Source organism: Mycobacterium sp. 050134, assembly GCF_036409085.1.
In the GTDB taxonomy this organism is placed as follows: domain Bacteria; phylum Actinomycetota; class Actinomycetes; order Mycobacteriales; family Mycobacteriaceae; genus Mycobacterium.
The window spans coordinates 87,673-103,439 of the sequence record NZ_JAZGLV010000004.1; the positions used below are offsets into that span (position 1 = coordinate 87,673).

At 69.0% G+C, this 15,767-nt stretch carries 17 protein-coding genes; 2 read left to right on the forward strand and 15 right to left on the reverse strand.

The annotated features are described in order from the left end of the window. From SKC42_RS05880 to SKC42_RS05940, 13 genes are all read right to left on the reverse strand, one after another. Positions 1–549 (reverse strand): hypothetical protein, encoded by a 549-nt coding sequence (locus tag SKC42_RS05880; RefSeq protein ID WP_330963364.1) that lies wholly within the window; start codon positions 547–549, stop codon positions 1–3. After that, entirely contained in the window at positions 546–1,088 is a 543-nt protein-coding gene (locus SKC42_RS05885; RefSeq protein WP_330963365.1) for a mammalian cell entry protein, read from the reverse strand. Before SKC42_RS05885 ends, SKC42_RS05880 begins: the two co-directional genes overlap by 4 nt. Continuing rightward, positions 1,058–2,497, reverse strand: a complete 1,440-nt coding sequence (locus tag SKC42_RS05890; protein ID WP_330963366.1) for an MlaD family protein — start codon at positions 2,495–2,497, stop codon at positions 1,058–1,060. The genes SKC42_RS05885 and SKC42_RS05890 overlap by 31 nt, the downstream gene beginning before the upstream one ends. 1 nt (position 2,498) lies before the next feature. Continuing rightward, positions 2,499–3,632, reverse strand: coding sequence for a virulence factor Mce family protein (locus SKC42_RS05895; protein WP_330963367.1), 1,134 nt, complete (start codon positions 3,630–3,632; stop codon positions 2,499–2,501). Next, on the reverse strand, positions 3,629–4,885 hold the full coding sequence (locus SKC42_RS05900) for a virulence factor Mce family protein (RefSeq protein WP_330963368.1): 1,257 nt from the start codon (positions 4,883–4,885) through the stop codon (positions 3,629–3,631). The genes SKC42_RS05895 and SKC42_RS05900 overlap by 4 nt, the downstream gene beginning before the upstream one ends. Beyond that, on the reverse strand, positions 4,882–6,138 hold the full coding sequence (locus tag SKC42_RS05905) for an MCE family protein (protein ID WP_330963369.1): 1,257 nt from the start codon (positions 6,136–6,138) through the stop codon (positions 4,882–4,884). Before SKC42_RS05905 ends, SKC42_RS05900 begins: the two co-directional genes overlap by 4 nt. Then, positions 6,135–7,163, reverse strand: coding sequence for a virulence factor Mce family protein (locus tag SKC42_RS05910; protein ID WP_330963370.1), 1,029 nt, complete (start codon positions 7,161–7,163; stop codon positions 6,135–6,137). Before SKC42_RS05910 ends, SKC42_RS05905 begins: the two co-directional genes overlap by 4 nt. A 48-nt stretch (positions 7,164–7,211) precedes the next feature. Continuing rightward, positions 7,212–8,642, reverse strand: a complete 1,431-nt coding sequence (locus tag SKC42_RS05915) for an MCE family protein (RefSeq protein ID WP_330963371.1) — start codon at positions 8,640–8,642, stop codon at positions 7,212–7,214. 6 nt (positions 8,643–8,648) lie between these two features. Then, on the reverse strand, positions 8,649–9,506 hold the full coding sequence (locus SKC42_RS05920; protein ID WP_330963372.1) for an ABC transporter permease: 858 nt from the start codon (positions 9,504–9,506) through the stop codon (positions 8,649–8,651). Continuing rightward, a complete protein-coding gene (locus SKC42_RS05925) occupies positions 9,503–10,270 on the reverse strand; it encodes an MlaE family ABC transporter permease (protein ID WP_330963373.1) in 768 nt (255 codons plus the stop codon). The genes SKC42_RS05920 and SKC42_RS05925 overlap by 4 nt, the downstream gene beginning before the upstream one ends. Positions 10,271–10,370: 100 nt before the next feature. Further along, positions 10,371–10,754: a DUF732 domain-containing protein gene (locus SKC42_RS05930; protein WP_330963374.1), complete on the reverse strand. Its 384-nt coding sequence runs from the start codon at positions 10,752–10,754 to the stop codon at positions 10,371–10,373. Continuing rightward, positions 10,751–11,272, reverse strand: a complete 522-nt coding sequence (locus tag SKC42_RS05935; protein WP_442932006.1) for a CAP domain-containing protein — start codon at positions 11,270–11,272, stop codon at positions 10,751–10,753. The genes SKC42_RS05930 and SKC42_RS05935 overlap by 4 nt, the downstream gene beginning before the upstream one ends. Beyond that, positions 11,269–11,652, reverse strand: coding sequence for an STAS/SEC14 domain-containing protein (locus SKC42_RS05940; RefSeq protein ID WP_330963581.1), 384 nt, complete (start codon positions 11,650–11,652; stop codon positions 11,269–11,271). Before SKC42_RS05940 ends, SKC42_RS05935 begins: the two co-directional genes overlap by 4 nt. A gap of 193 nt (positions 11,653–11,845) precedes the next feature. Here SKC42_RS05940 and SKC42_RS05945 point away from each other — a divergent pair, with 193 nt between their 5' ends. Further along, a complete protein-coding gene (locus SKC42_RS05945) occupies positions 11,846–13,384 on the forward strand; it encodes an Hsp70 family protein (RefSeq protein WP_330963375.1) in 1,539 nt (512 codons plus the stop codon). A 7-nt stretch (positions 13,385–13,391) separates the two neighbouring features. Beyond that, entirely contained in the window at positions 13,392–14,057 is a 666-nt protein-coding gene (locus SKC42_RS05950; RefSeq protein ID WP_330963582.1) for a nitroreductase family protein, read from the forward strand. A gap of 2 nt (positions 14,058–14,059) precedes the next feature. Here SKC42_RS05950 and SKC42_RS05955 read toward each other — a convergent pair whose 3' ends face one another. Both SKC42_RS05955 and SKC42_RS05960 read right to left on the reverse strand, forming a co-directional pair. After that, the gene (locus SKC42_RS05955) at positions 14,060–15,601 is read right to left on the reverse strand and encodes an aldehyde dehydrogenase family protein (protein WP_330963376.1); all 1,542 of its coding nucleotides are present in this window, start codon (positions 15,599–15,601) and stop codon (positions 14,060–14,062) included. A 32-nt stretch (positions 15,602–15,633) separates the two neighbouring features. Then, positions 15,634–15,762 carry a hypothetical protein gene (locus SKC42_RS05960; protein ID WP_330963377.1) on the reverse strand — a complete coding sequence of 43 codons (129 nt, stop codon included), beginning with the start codon at positions 15,760–15,762 and terminating at the stop codon, positions 15,634–15,636. Positions 15,763–15,767 lie beyond the last annotated feature (5 nt).

Sequence of the window (15,767 nt, forward strand, 5' to 3'; positions counted from 1 at the left end):
TCAGACCGGATCGAACCCGGAGACCAGCCACCGCCCGCCGACCCGGTCCAGCGTGACCCGAACGCTGGACGCCGTGTAGGCGGGCGCATCTGTTCCGGCGATCGTCGTCTGGTTGACGAACAGGAGCACCACTCCCTGGTCGGGTCCCGTCTGCACCGCCGCCGCGGACTGGACGGTCGCCACTGCGGAGATGTGCTTCTGCTTCGCACCGGGTATGACGACGTCGCGGGTGAGCGCCGCGTATGCCTCGGCGAAGCGGCCGGTGAGCCGTTCACGGGCGGCGCCCAAGTCGCGCTCGACCGTCTCGGGCCGGTAGGTCAGCAGCGCGACGGCGGCATCCCGCGCCGCCTGCGTCGCCTCGGGCCGTGCGCGATCGGCGTCCGCGGCCGACCAGCCCTGCCACTTGAGGAAGCCGGCCGTCGCCGCCAGCAGCAGCGCCAGCCCGGGCAGCACGCCGCGGGCGAGCGCGCGCGACCAACTCGGCCGGCGCGAGAGTGGCGCGTCTTCGCCCGGTTCCTCGGTCTTCTCGACGTCCGGACGCCCGGTCATGGCACGAACTCGACGTTCGACATCTTGGGCACGCCACCGACTTTCTCCAGGGACAGCCGCATCCGCCACGCGTGCGGCTCCGGCTGGGCGGCGGCCGCGGTCGACGTGTGGACGGTGACCGCGACGAGAACCTCCGCCCGGTCGCCGGATTGGGATTCGACACCCGCTTCGGTGACCGTGCCGACGGACTTCGATTGGGTCCGCAGCAGCACCTCGACGAACGGCTGCGAACGTTTGGAGAAGTTGTCGTACAGCGGGCCCGTCGCCCCATTCAGGATCCGTTGCACGTCGGCGTCGGCCTCTCGGAAGTCCACCGTGGTGAGGTTCAGCGCACCCTGGCGAGCGGCCTGCAGGAAGAGCCCCCGCTGTTCCTGGGCCTGGCGGGCTTCGTGCGCGCGTAGGCCGACCCAGCCTACGAGTCCGGCCAGCGCCAGCACGATCAGCGCCCCGATCGCGAGCGCGCGCCCGCCACCGTTCGCCTTGTCGTCGAATACCGCTGCGCCATCGGTTAATTCGGTGGTAACAACATCGTTTGCCATGTGCGCTCCTTTCCGCCGGGGGCGGCCAGGTCGGATTGTGTGTAGACGTGCCCGTCCGGGCCGACGTAGGTGCCGGTGGCCGGGTCGTATTCGGCGGCCGCGATCGGCAGCGGTTCGGGGGCCGGGGCGGGCGACGCCGGTGGGCGCGGCTGCGGGACGGGTTGTCCCGACAGTGTGGCGTTGGGGTCGCCCTTCCAGTTGTATCCGTCGTTGAGCGGCACGTAACTCCGGTCGCCGTCGCACATTTGGACCGTCGGCGCGCGCTTTCCGGGCCGGCCCACGCACGGCGTGTTGCGCACGCCGCGGACGTTTTGCGCGGAGTCCTGCGGCACCCGGCAGTACAGGTCGCCGGCCGGCCGGTCCGGGTAGTCCTGCCACGACGGCACCCGCTGCTGCTGGGCCGGCAGGAAGCCGGTGAGGCACGGCGGTGGGAGGTTCAGCCGCAGGTTGAAGCTGAGGAACGCGCCCTTGTAGCCCTGCTTGGTGTTGCGGTTCGGGACGTTGATCGCCTGGATCGTCGCCACCGCCTGGGGCAGCAGGACCAGCAGCTGCTCGAGCCCGGCGTGATACGTGAGGGCCACCTGCCCGACGCCGATCAGGTTGGCCAGCACGATCGGCAGGGTCGGGTTCAGCCGGTCCAGCAGCTGCCGCGCCTCGCCGACGGCCGGGCCGCCTTGCTCCAGCACGGCCCGGACGGCGGCGTCGTTGTCCCGCAGCCCGCCCGCGACACGGGCCAGATGGGCGGCCCACGCACGCACCGCGTCGGGCGAATCGGCCTGCGCATCGAGCACCGGCGGCGACCGATCGATCAGCGTGAGCAGCGAATCCAGGTTCTTGCGTGCGTCGGTGGACAGCGCGCTCGCGCCTGCCACCAGCCGGGAAAGGTCCGGCCCGAGCCCGCCGATCGCGGCGGAGGCCTCGTCGACGACGGTCTTGAGGTCCTCCCGCGGGACCGACTCCATTCCCCGGTTCGCCGCGTCGAGCATCGTGTCCAGGTCGGGCGGCACCGACACCCGGTCACCGCGGATGACGTCGCCGTCTCGCAGCGGCCGGGAATCCCTGCGGGGCAGCAGCGCGACGTATTGCTCGCCGACCGCCGACTGACTATGCACCTGCGCATCGAGATCCGATGGGATGTCGATGCCCGACTTCAGCGAGAGCACCGCCGCCACGCCGGTGTCGGTGAGGCGCACGCTGTCGACCCGGCCGACTTCGGTGCCCCGATAGGTGACGTTGCCGCTGGGATACAGGCCGGCGGCTTGCGGCAGCTCGAGCGTGACCCGATAGCGCCCGACGCCGAACATGGCGGGCAGCTGAATGTAGCCGAACACCATCACGGCGCCGCCGGTCAGCGCGACGACCACGAAGATCGCCAGCTGGATCAGGACTCGCCTCGTCAATGGCGGCACGTCACCGCCCCTGATCCCAGTGATACGGCGCGACAAGCGGATTGCCGGCGGTGTACGGACTGGGCATCTGGCCGATCGTGCGGCCCCACTGCAGCTCCAGCTCGGTCAGGTTGCCCTCGAACCGGGTGCCGGTGAGGAACGACGCGTCGAGCCGGCTCAGCGTGAGGTCGATGATCGCGGTCAGGTTGGCGTAGTCCCCGCGTGCCCACTTGCTGATGGTTTCCTTGGGGAACGGATAGGTGGCGAGCAGGCTCAGGGCCCGGGTCATGGCGGGACCGGCGTTGGCCAGTGATTCGAGCACCGGCGCGATGTCCTTCAGCTCCTTGACCAGGGTGTCTTTCGTCTGGCGGGCCGAATCGGCAACCAGGGCACTGAATTTGCCGAATTGGTCGAGCGCCTCCACCAGCGCCTGCCGCTCGTCGGCCAGGGTGTGCAGCGCGGCCGGTATGGTCCGTAACGCGCGGTCCACCACCGGCCTCTGGTCCGCGAACTGCCCGACCAGGTTGTTGAGGCTCTCGGCCGCCGCGACGATGTCGTCGGTCTGGCCGTTGACGTGGCCGGTGAATTCATCGAGCTGGGCGATCAGGCTGCGCAGGTCATCGGCGCGCCCGGCCAGCGCGGCGCTCAGCGACTGGGTGATGTCCTGGATCTGCCCGATGCCACCGCCGTTGAGCAACAGGGAGATAGCGGCGAGCGTCTGTTCGGTCGAGGGGTAGTTGCCGGCCGACGACAGCGGGATCAGGGAACCTTCCCTCAGCCTGCCACGCGGCGGCATGCCGGTGGGCGGGGCGAGCTCCACGTGCAGCGAGCCCAGCAGGCTGGTCTGGCCGATCGTCGCGGTCGCGTTGGCCGGTAGGTCGACGTCACCGTCGAGCCGTATCGTCAGCAGCGCATGCCAGCCCTGGCGCTCGATCCTGCTGACGTTGCCCACCGTGACGTCACCCACCTGCACCCGCGAGTTCTGCTCCAGGGTGCCCACGTCGGGCAGCTGCGCCTGAATCGTGAAGGACCCGGGGCCGCGCCCGGCGGTTCCGGGGAGCGCCACCGAGTTCAGGCCCCGCCAGCCGCAGCCGGCGGGCGCGAGCACCGCCAGCGCCGCCAGCAGTCCGAGGGTGACGCGGCGCCGGCGCGTCACGATCCGCCGCCGCTCGGCAGCATCAGGCCGGGCAGGCCGTCGGCGGGGTTGGCCGGGTGAGCCACTGACGGGTTTGCTTGCGGTGGCACATAATCCGGCCGCAACCAGTCCTCGCTGTAGGTGACCTCGTTGGGGCGGGCGGCTGCGCCGACCACCAGGTTCTCCCCCAGCGGCGGGAAGTTGTACTGGCGGTTCTTGATGATCGGCGCCAGGTACTGCACGCACAGCTTGGCCGATTGGTCCCAGCCCAGCCGCGAGGCCGCCTGGATCGCCCCGCACAGGAACGCCACCGGGTTGGCGAAGTTGGCGAAGGCCGGCGCGCCGCTCAGCGTGCCCTGTGCGGGCTGGTAGATGTTCATGAAGTTCTGCAGTTCGGTGGGCGCGATGTGCAGCGCCTGCCTGAAGTCGTCGAGGCTGTTGTTCAGCGCCGTCGACACCGACGCGAGCCGGTCCGAGGTGGTGCCCAGCACCTCCCGGTTTTCGGCGACGAAGCTGCGGACGTCCCCGACGACCTCGGCCAGCGCCGTGACCGCGCCGGCGACTTCGTTCGGATCGTTCGCCAGCAGGCCGGTCACCGAGGCCAGGTTCTCGTTGAGCTGTCGCATCAGGTCACCGCTGCTCTGTAGCGCCGAAACCAGGATCGACAGGTTCCTGACCGTGCTGAACAGATCGTCGCCGTGGTCGCCGAGCGCCGAAACCGCTTGGGAGAGTTTGACGATGGCGTCCCGGATGTTCAGCCCCTGGCCGCGCAGGTTGTTCGCGGCCGTGGTCACCAGCGACCCCAGCGGGCTGACGCCGCCACGGGTAGGCTGCAACATCTGCGTGAGCTTCTGCAGGTCCTGACGCAGGTCGTCCCACTCGACCGGCACCGCGGTGCGCGCCTGCGGGATCACGGCCCCGTCGCGCAGCTGCGGCCCTCCGGTGTAGGCGGGCGTCAGCTGGATCGCCCGCGACGTGACCAGCGAGGGCGACAGGATCACGGCCTTGGCGTCGGCGGGCACGCGGTATTTGGCCGCGTAGGAGAAGGTGATCTTGACCCGCTCGGGTTGCGGCTCGATCCTGCCGATCCGGCCGACCGCCACCCCCAGGATGCGCACTTCGTCGCCCACGAAGATGCCGTTGCTGTTGGCGAAGTAGGCGACCACCGTGGTCGTGCGATTCACTCCCGAGGAATGCCAAAGCGCGGCGACCCCGGCGATCAGGCTCAGCACCAGCACGGCGCCCAGGCCAATGCGCGCGTTGCGGCGGTTCATCTTTCGCCGCCCTCGGGCGTGGGTACCGGCTGCGCGGCGGGTAGTGGCGGCGGACCCGGCGGCGGCCCGCCCGGGGCCGGGGCGGGGGGCGGCTCGCGGTACGGGTAGCGCGGGTCACCCGGCTTGCCGGTGATCGCGTCCGGAAGGTTCAGCCGCGGCTCGCCGCCCTGACCGGTGCGCGGGAACGGCACCGGCAGGGCCGGCGTTCCCGGCTGACCGACCTGCGGGTCGGTGAGTTGCGACGGCAGTAGCACATTGGGGTCCAGGCCCAGGTCGGAGAACGCGGCGTCGATGAAGGGCTGGATGAACTGCCCGGGGATCAGGTTGGCGATATAGAAGTTGAACCACGGTCCCGTGGACATCGATTCACCCAGGGACAGCGCGTAGTCGTCGAACTTCTTGATCGCCTGGCGCACCCGCTCCTTGCGGTTGTCGACGATCGCCAGGACCTCGTCGAGCTTGTCGAGTGTCGGTTTGAGGGTTTTCCGGTTGTCGGAGATGAGCCCCTTGACCTGCCGGCTCACCGCCTCGATGTTGCCGGAGATCTGGTCCAGTGCCCGGCTCTGGCTCCGCAGTTGCACCAGCAGCGCATTGCTGTCGCTGACCAATCGGGCTATCTGGTCGCCCCGCTCGGCCAGCACCGCGGTCGCCTTGTTGGCGTTGCTCAACAGGTTTCGCAGTTGAGCGTCCCGATCGCTCAGGGTCTGGGAGAACCGCGCGACGCCGGCCACCGCGATCCTCAAGTCGGCCGGGGTGTCGGAGAACGTGTCCGCCAGCACGGCAAGGGATTCGGACAACCGGTTGGTGTCTAGGCCGCTGATGGCGGCGCCGAGGTCACCCAGGGCGTCGGGAAGCTGATAGGGCGAGTGCGTGCGCTCGAGGGGAATCGGGCCCGGCAGGCGGCCGTCGCCGCGGGCGGTGACCTCGAGGATCTTGGCACCCAGCAGGCTCTTGGTCTTGATCGACGCCTCGGTGCGATCCCCGAGCCGGATGTGCTTGTCGACCCCGAACCGGACGAGCACGCGCGGCCCGTCGAGCTCGATGGTGTTCACCGTGCCCGCCTTGAGTCCCGAAACCTGCACGGCGGCACCCGTGAGCAGGCCGCCGGCCTCGGCGAAATACGCCGAGTACTGCCTTTCCAAGGAGAAGAACGGCAGCTTGCTGTAGGTCAGCGACGCCACCACCACAGCGCCGACCGCCACGACACCGATCCCGCCGACGATCAGCGGGTTGCGTTCCGAGAAATACTTCATCGCGGGGTGCACCTCCCCGAGGGCTGACCGATCACCTTGACGTAAACCGGTTGCCCGCCTTTGCCGTTCACCTTGAACAACAGTTCACACAGGTAGAAGCTGAAGAAATCCCCGTAGAGGCCCTGGCGGTTCAACATCTGGTAGGCGTCGGGCAGGGTGTTGAGGAAGTCGTCGAAGTAGTCGCGGTCGGCCAGGATGAGGTCGCCGGCGCGGTCGCCCTCGTGGAGGACTTTGGCCAACGGCGCGCGGCCTTTCGCAAGGAGGTCGGCGACGGACCCGGCCGCGGCGTTGGCGTAGGCGAGCCCGTTGGCGATGTCCTGTTTGCGGTCTGCCAGCGTGGCCAGCAGTTGGGACAGTGAATCGACGGTCTTGGCGAACTGCGCACTCTGGTCTCCGAGCGAGCCGAGCACGGTGTTGAGGTTGATGATGACCTGCCCGATCAGCCGATCCCGGTCCGCCAGCGTGTTGGTCAGCGCGGCGGTCCGCACCAGGACGGAGCCGATGGTGGCGCCCTCGCCCTGGAACGCTTTGATCAGCTCGCTGGACAACGCGTTGATCTGGTCGGGGTCCAACGCATGGAACAACGGCCGGAACCCGCCGATCAACGCGTCCAGGTCCAGCGCGGGTGACGTCCGGGACAGCGGGATCGTGTCGCCGGGGTGCAGTTGCCTGGTGCCGCCGGCGCCGTCCTGCAGCGCCAGATAGCGCCCGCCGATCAGGTTCTGGTAGCGGATGACCGCCTTGCTGCCCTCGGTCAACACGACGGTGTCGTCGGCGCTGAAGTCGACGACGGCGGTGCCGTCGTCCTGGATGGAGATCTTGTCGACCTTGCCCACCTCGACGCCCGCGATGCGGACGAAGTTGCCGGCCTCCAGCCCGGAGACGTTGCTGAACCGCGCCTTGTAGGCGAGCTCCTTGCCGAACCGCAGTTGGGCGAAGATCGCGAGCATGGCGACCAGGCCCAGGGTGCACACCACCATGAAGACGGCCAGGCGCCAGATGGCGCCCGGGAGGTTCTCCCTCATGGTCGCTCCTCGTCGGTGGGTCGGGCGGTCGGTCGGGCGGTCGGGTCGTCAGGGGGGCGGTGGCGCCGGGGTGGGCTGCAGCTGCGCGGGGGCCGGGATCACGGCCGGCTCGGATCCCGGCGGCGGGGGCCCCGGTTCGGGCGGGGCGCCGGGCGGTGGGGCCGGTGGCAGGCCCGGGTACAGGGGCGTTCCGTCCGGGGCGTATTGCGGGGCCCCGTAGGGAGGCGCGCCCGGGTACGGGATCGGTCCGGGCGCGGGACCGCCCGGATACCGGATGCTGGGCGGTTCGGGGATGCCCCGGGTGACGGGCAAGTAGTCGGCGTATCCCGGGAATGCGATGCCGGGGTTGGGCCGGATATCCAGGCCCGTCCCCCAGCCGGTATTCGTGATCAGTTGGCGCAGTGGCCAATTCGCGGCGACATCGGGCAGCGACCCACAACCCGGCTGGCCGCCGGGCCCACCCTTGGCGCCCACGATCGGAAGGTTCTGGGGAAACCGGTACTGGTCTGCGCCGAATAACGGCGTGCTGTCGACGATCAGCGAGTACCCGTTGGCGCCCCCCATCGCGTCCCGCCACCCGGTGTCCAGCGCCGTCTTCGCGCCGACCAGCATGCAGGTCAATTCGGGGTTGTACTTCATCAGCAGGCTGGTCGTCGGATCGAACAGATTCACCGCCCGGACGAGGTTGTCCTTGCTGGGCCCGACGAGCGTGATGCCGCTGCGGGACAGGCCGACGACCCCGGACAGCAGCGAGTCCAGTGCGCGCGAGTCAGCGCTGACCGTGCTGCCGGTGACGCTGGCCGCATCCAGCACCCGCAGGATGTCCTGCGCGGCAGCGCCGTAGGTGTCAGCGACACCCTTGACTCCCCGGATGTCCGCACGGACGGTTTCGGCGCGGGGATTGATCGAACGCAGCACCTCTTCGGTGGCGGTGATGCCCGTCCCGAGGGCGGCGCCCTGGCCGCGCAGGCCCTCGGCCAGCGCGGAGAGCACGGCCTGCAGCTTGGCCGGGTCGATCTCGTCGAGGACGTTGACGAGGGTGGCGAACAGGGTGTTTACCTCGGTGCCGACGTTGTCGACCGCGATCACCGCTCCGGCGGTCAGCCGCTGTGGGCTGGGGCGGCTCGGATAGACCAGGTCGACGTATTTGGCGCTGAAGAACGTGGTGGCGCGAATGCGGGCCCCCACGTTAGCGGGGATGAATTTGATCTGGCTCGGATAGAGGTCGAGCCTGAGGGTCACCTGGTTCGTGCCGGTGGTGATCTTCGCGACCCGTCCCACCTGCACGCCCCGCATCTTGACCTTGCCGCCGCGGTCCATGACGAGGCCGGCCCGGTCCGACGTGACCGTCACCGGCACGTAGGACTTGAACGAACCGGAGAACAGGGCGGACGTCAGCCAGATGGCGCCGACGCTGGCGACGAGCAGGATGAGGGTCCACCACGCGGGATGCAGGCCCTCCGAGCGCGCTTCCGACATCTCCGCCTACCCCGACAGATTGAAGTGACCGGATTGACCGTGGACGGAAAGCGAGACGGCCAAGACGATGAGCGTCAACACGATCAGCGAGGTCCGGACCGAGTGCCCGACGGCCCGGCCGACCCCCGCCGGGCCGCCCGAGGCGTGGTAGCCGTAGTAGGTGTGGACGAGCATGATGGCGGTCGCCGCGATGATCACCGTGACGAACGACCACAGCAGGTCGGTCGAATTGAGGAACGTGCGGAAGTAGTGGTCGTACACCCCCGTCGACTGGCCGTAGATTCCCGTCGTGCCGAACCGCGCCGCCTGGAAGGCGCACACCACCGCCACGCAGTACAGCGGAATGACCACCACCACGCCCGCCGCCACCCGGGTGGAGACCAGGTAGGCCACCGATCGGACCGCCATCACCTCGAGCGCGTCGATCTCGTCGGCGATCCGCATCGCACCCAGTTGCGCGGTGGCGCCCGCGCCGATCGTCGCGGCCAGTCCGACACCGGCCACCGCGGGCGAGATGATGCGGACGTTGACGTAGGCGGAGATGAATCCCGTCATCGCCTCGACCCCGATGCCCGACAGCTGGTTGTAGCCCTGCACCGCGATGACCGCACCGGTCGACAGGGTCAGGAAACCGACGATCACCACCGTGCCCCCGATCACCGCCAGCGCGCCGGTGCCCAGGCTCATCTGGGCGATCAGGCGGATGATCTCCTTGCCGTAGCGCACGAAGGCGGTCCGCATCTCGGTGGCGGTCATCGCGTAGAACTTCACCTGCGCGCCAACGCCGTTCCACCGGGCGGCGACGGCGCCGCCCAGATGTGGCAGCCACGCGAATCGTGGCTGCGCCGCGCCGTCGGCGCTCATTGCGGACCCGTGTAGTAGACGGCGGTCGCGACGATGTTGATCACGAACAGCGCGATGAACGAATAGACGACGGTCTCGTTGACCGCATTGCCGACCCCCTGCGGCCCCCCACCCACGGAAATGCCCTTGTAGCAAGCGATCAGGGCGGCCGCCATGCCGAACAGCGCCCCCTTCACCAGGCCGAGGATGAGGTCGGGCAGGTGCGTCAGCAGCGTCAGGCCCGCGGCGAACGCGCCGGGCGTGACGTGCTGGACGAAGACCGAGAAGAAGAACGACCCGGCCAGGCCCACGAGCGTCACCAGCGACACCAGGGACACCGCGACGACCGTGGCCGCCAACACTCGCGGCGCCGCCAGCCGGCGGACCGGGTCCACCCCGAGCACCCGCAGCGCGTCGAGCTCGTCGTGGATGGCGCGCGCGCCCAGATCGGCGCACATGGCCGTCGCCCCGGTGCCGGCGACCACGAGCACCGTCACGACCGGTCCGATCTGGGTCACCGACGCGGTGGCGGCGCCGGTGCCGGAGAAATCGGCCGCCCCGAATTCGACCAGCAGGATGTTCATCGTGAAAACGACGAGCACGGTGAACGGGATCGTCAATAACAGCGTCGGAACGATGGAAACCCGCGCCACAAACCACGTTTGCAAGAGAAATTCGCGCCACGGAAACGGCAACTTGACCATCGCCACGAACGTGTCGAGCGACATAGCAAAAAAGTCGCCGAGCGAGCGCAACGGCTTGGAGACCGATTCCGCAGACATCATCGCGAATACCTCCGCAGCCCTTGCCGCCGCCCGAAATCGGTTTCGACCGAACGATATCCGCGGATTGATCGCCGAATTTGCGCCCGTCGTGTCATGGCGTTCACGACCCGGGCGGGACGTATCCGGCGGCCGATTGCCGCAACGGCCAGACCTCGGCCGGGCACAACTCCCCCACCGCCTGCCCGATCAGATACGACGCCTGATACTCGTCGGCGGTGCCGAAGTCGGCCTTGACGTCCGCCACGAGCTGCGCGTAGCGCTCCCCCGCCCGCACCTTGTCGCAGATGCCGTTTCCGTACGCCAGCGCCGCGTCGGCGCTGGGGAAGTTATAACCCGGCCGCACCGTCACATTGACGAGGTAGGCCACCGCGTCGGCGCGCGCGGCGGGCGGGTCGGTCCACAGCAGGGCACCCGCGGACGCCGCCGACGCCGCGGTCGCCGTGGCCAGCAGGGGTAGCGTGCGGACCGCCCCGCGCCGGGTCATCTCGGTGGCCGATCGGCGGGAGCGCCGTACACGGCGACGACCACGCTGCGGTCCAGGCTGTTCTCCGACCAGACGCCCATCTGGGTGTGGGCGCAGTCCCGCATGATCGCGAGGTAGCCGGGGTTGGCATACCACTGGTTGATGACCTCGAGGCCGCTGATCGCGAGCGCGGGATTGATCGCAACCGTCTCGGCGACGCTACCGCGGTAGCCCGCAGCGGCCGCACGGTCCTGCGGTGTCGAACCGTCGGAGCCGACGTCACCGTCGAGCGCGCGGTTGGCGAGCACATCGCCCGTGTGCCACTGCGCCGCCAGCTGCAGCGGCGGGCTGATCCGCACGTCGTTGGTGCAGCCGGCGTTGTGCTGGATGGTGTAGACGTTCGCGACGACACCGTCGTTGAGGCGCTTGTTGTCCGCGTTGGCCGGTGCGACGCCGCCGGCCAACCCCACGACCACGACGCCGACGAAGACCACGGCCACCGGGGAACCGCGGGTGCACAGGGCGTCGCGTAATCTCATGCGGCCCCGCGGTTGCCGTCGGCCACGATCCATTGGCGCGCTTCGTCGGCTTGGTCCTCGCTGAACATGCGGTACTTCCCGGGCCAGAGGAACCCGAACAGTTCACTGAATTTGGCGACGTGCTTGACCCATGTCACGTCGCTGACAATCGCGCAGCGGTCCCAGTCGAAGTAATGGTCCACGCCGAATTTCGAATCGGCCCACACGGCGCCCGGTCCGAGACCGGCCAAATCGGACGAGATTTCGCAATACAGCCGCAGCTTCTGGTGGCGGGTCAGCCTGTCTTCGAAGTCCGGCACCAACACCGTGTCGTAATCGGCTTTCGTGACGTGCCCGTGAAACGCGAATGCGGCGACGTCGTCGGGGAAGCCGGCAAGCATTTCGATCACGAGGCCTCCAGACAGAAATGAATTTTTCTACGCTGTGGTCATCGTCACGGGGTCGAGCACGGCGGCCTAGGGGCCAAAGTCCCCGGAAGATAAGACCGGAGGTCGTCAGCCACGCGCGCCCGGGCCGGGCGGCACGCCGGAATGAGCTTGTTCCCCGCGCCGGGCGCGGTCCTAAGATTGCGCGATGAGAGTCGGCATCGACTTCGGCACCACCCACACCGTCGTCGCGGCCGTCGACCGCGGCAACTACCCCGTGGTCTCCTTCGACGGCTTCGGAGGCCTGGACGCGTGGCCGTCGATCGTCGCCGCCAATGCCGCCGGTGACCTGCGCTTCGGGCCGGACGCCGCGGCGGTCCGCCATGCCCCGGACTGGTCGGTGCTGCGATCGTTCAAGCGCCTGCTCAACGAGGCCGGGCCGCAGACACAGGTGAGCCTGGCCGGCCGGGAGCATCGGCTGAGCGACCTCCTCACCGGCTTCCTGACCCAGCTCAGAAGTGACCTGGCGCGCCGCTCGAACGCCGGCCTGGCGCCGGGGGAAGAGGTCGAGGCCGCGATCAGCGTGCCGGCCAACGCGTCCAGCGCCCAGCGCCTGCTGACGCTGGATGCCTTCCTGGCGGCGGGTTTTCACGTCGCGGCCCTGCTCAACGAGCCCTCGGCCGCGAGCCTCGAGTACGCCCACCGCTACCGCAACACGATCACCGCCAAACGGGAATACGTCCTCGTCTACGACCTCGGCGGGGGCACCTTCGACGCATCACTGCTGCGGATGGCCGGCCACGCACACGAGGTGGTCGTCAGCGAGGGCGTCCAGCGCCTCGGCGGCGACGACTTCGACGAGGCGATCCTGGACCTCGTCGCGTCCCGGTCGGGCCTGCACGACCTCGATCCCGGCGCCCGGGACCTGCTGAAGGAGGAGTGCGCGGCCCGCAAGGAGGCGGTGGGGCCGCAGACGCGACGCTTCCTGGTGGACCTCACCGGGGTCGCCGGGTCCGACCGGGCACCGTTTTCCTGCGCCGTCGACGACGTCTACGCGGTGTGTGCTCCGCTGGTCGACAGGACCATGGCGTTGCTGGATCGCGTCCTGCGCGAACCGACGCCGGACGGCCGGGACGTCACGTGGTCCGAGGTCGCCGGCATCTACGTGGTCGGCGGGGCCGGCAGCTTCCCGCCGGTGTCGCGGATGCTGCGGACGACGTTCGGCGAAAAGCGCGTGAAACGTTCACCGCACCCGTTCGCGGCCACGGCGATCGGTCTCGCGGTTTTCCTCGACAAGGAGGCCGGTTACGCCCTTTCCGAACGGTTCTCGCGCAACTTCGGGGTGTTCCGCGAGGCGCAGGCCGGCGCCGGCGTCGTCTTCGACCCGATCGTCTCCAAGGACGCCTCCCTCCCCGCTGACGGGCGGACGCCGCTGGTGGTCAGGCGGACCTACCGGGCGGCGCACAACATCGGGCACTTCCGGTTCGTCGAGTGCAGCCGGCTGGTCGACGGCCGCCCCGACGGCGACGTGACGCCATACGATCCGGTCCTCTTCCCCTTCGACCCGGCGCTCTACGAGCGGGAGGACCTGAAACATCAACCGGTCGGCCGCTGGAAAGACGGACCCGACGTCGAGGAGCGCTATGTCATCGCCCCCACGGGCGCGGTGGAAGTGACCCTGACCACGCAGCCGGCCGGCTTCAAGCGCACGTTCCGCCTGGAGCGGCGCGCGTCAGCGAATGGGTAAGGCGGTCATGGACCTTTACGACGTCATGCGAACGACGTTCGCGGCGCGGGAATTCACCGACGCCCCGGTGCCCGACGAGGTGTTGGCGCGGATTTTCGACAACGCGCGGTTCGCGCCCAGCGGGGGTAACCGGCAGGGCGCTCATGTCACGGTGGTGCGCGACGCGGCGGCCCGCCGCCGGCTCGCCGAGCTCGGTACGCCCGCCGCGCGCCGCTACTCGGCCCAGGTGCGGGCGGGGGAAAACCCGTGGAATTCCGTGCACCCCAGCGCGGTTCCGCAGGATGTCATCGATCACACCAAAATTCCCGAGACATTCGTGGCGTCAATCGCCAAAGCACCTGTTGTGCTTGTCTTTTCGGTTGACCTCAACGTCGTCGCCGCCCTCGACCAGGACTTGGACCGCATCGGCGTGGCCGGCGGGGCGTCGATATATCCGCTGGTGTGGAACGTCCTGCTGGCCGCCCGCAACGAGGGCTACGGCGGAACCATCACGACCATGGCCATCGCGGCGGAGGACGAGGTGCGACGGCTGTTGGCCATCCCCGACGCGCATGCGGTCGCCGCAATCGTGCCCGTCGGAAAACCCGTTCGGCAGCTGACCAGGCTACGGCGCCGGCCCGTCGCGGAGTTCGTCACGCGCGACCGCTTCGACGGCCCGGCGTTGGAGGGCTGACCTCAGGACTGATTGCGATCGCCGAGCGGTTCGGCGACCGGTGCCGGAACCACCACCCCGTACACCCGCTTCGACCGATCGGTGCCCAGGTCCACATGCACGAACTTCTGCTCGGTGTATTCGTCGAGGGCGCGCGGGCCCAACTCACGGCCGAGGCCGCTCTGCTTCATCCCGCCGAACGGGTACATCGCGTTGACCATGTGCCAGTCGTTGATCCACACCGTGCCGGACTCCAGGTCACGCGCGATCGCCAACGCGCGTTGGTTGTCCGTGCTCCATACGCCGGCGGATAGTCCGTATTCGCTGTCGTTGGCCATCGCGACCGCCTCGGCGTCGTCAGCGCACTTGATCACGACGAGGACCGGCCCGAAGATCTCCTCCCTCGCCACCCGCATGTCATTGGTCGCGCCCGTCAGAATCGTCGGCGCAACCCAATTTCCCTTGGCTAACCGGGGGTCCACCGGGGTCGCGCCCTGGAAAGCGATCTTGCAACCGGCCTCCTGACCGAGCGCAATGTACTTCTCCACCTGCGCTTTCTGCTTCGCGGAGATGAGAGGTCCGACGTCGGTCGCGGGGTCCATCGGGTCACCGACGACGAGGGCGGACGCGCGGGCGACCAGCCGCTGCACGAAGTCGTCGTGGATCGACTCGTGCAGTATCAGGCGGGTGCCGGACTCGCAGGCCTGACCACCCATCAGCAGAAAGCCGAACAGCGTGCCGTCGACCGCGAGATCCAGATCGGCGTCCGGACAGACGATGTTGGCCCCCTTGCCACCCAGCTCGAGGGTTACCTTCTTGACGTTGCCGGCGGCGGCTCGCATCACTGTCCTGCCGACTTCGGTCGAGCCGGTGAACGCCAGCTTGCGGACCTCGGGGTGTTCAGCGAGCCGCGCGCCGACGACGGGGCCGGGCCCGGTGACCACGTTCAGTACGCCCGCCGGCAAGCCGACTTCGTGCGCGGCCTTTGCCAATTCGAGCAACGTCAGCGGGGTCTGGTCGTCGGGCTTCAGCACTATCGTGTTCCCTGCCGCCAGGGCCGGACCCAGCTTCCACACCGCCAGCAGCAACGGGAAGTTCCACGGCACGATACCGGCGCACACACCCACCGGTTCCCGGCGAAGCACGCCGGCGGCCAGTGTCGGCGCCTCCATCAGCGGCCCCGTCTCCTCGAACGAATACGACCGCGCCAGTTCGGCGAAGTATCTCAGGTGGGCGATCGAATAGCCCAACAGAAAGGCGCCCGCGGACCGGAGGGTCGCGCCGTTCTCGCGAACCTGGAGCACGGTCAACGCGTCGAACCGGGCGGCGAGGTTGTCGGCTATCGCATCGATCATGCGGGCGCGCTCGGCCGGGCTCATCAAGCGCCACACGCCCGAGTCGTGCGCGGACTTCGCCGCCGCGACGGCCGCGTCGGCCACGGCCGCATCACCGTAGGCGACGGTGGCGACCACGTCGCCGGTTGCGGGATCGCGAACCTCCAACGAGCTTGGCGCATCACGCCACTGGCCGTCGATGTACATCGAATAGTGCGGGTGATCGGTCATAGGGTCCTCATTCGGTGTTTACGGAAGAATCGTCAGCGGGCCCGGCGACGCCACCGCGCGAAGCGCCGCCACCGCGCGGAGGCGTGGTGCAGGGCGCTGACCCCCGCCGGGATGCCCAGCGGCGCCACAAAGACGACGGCGATGGTGATGAGACCGATCATCGCGT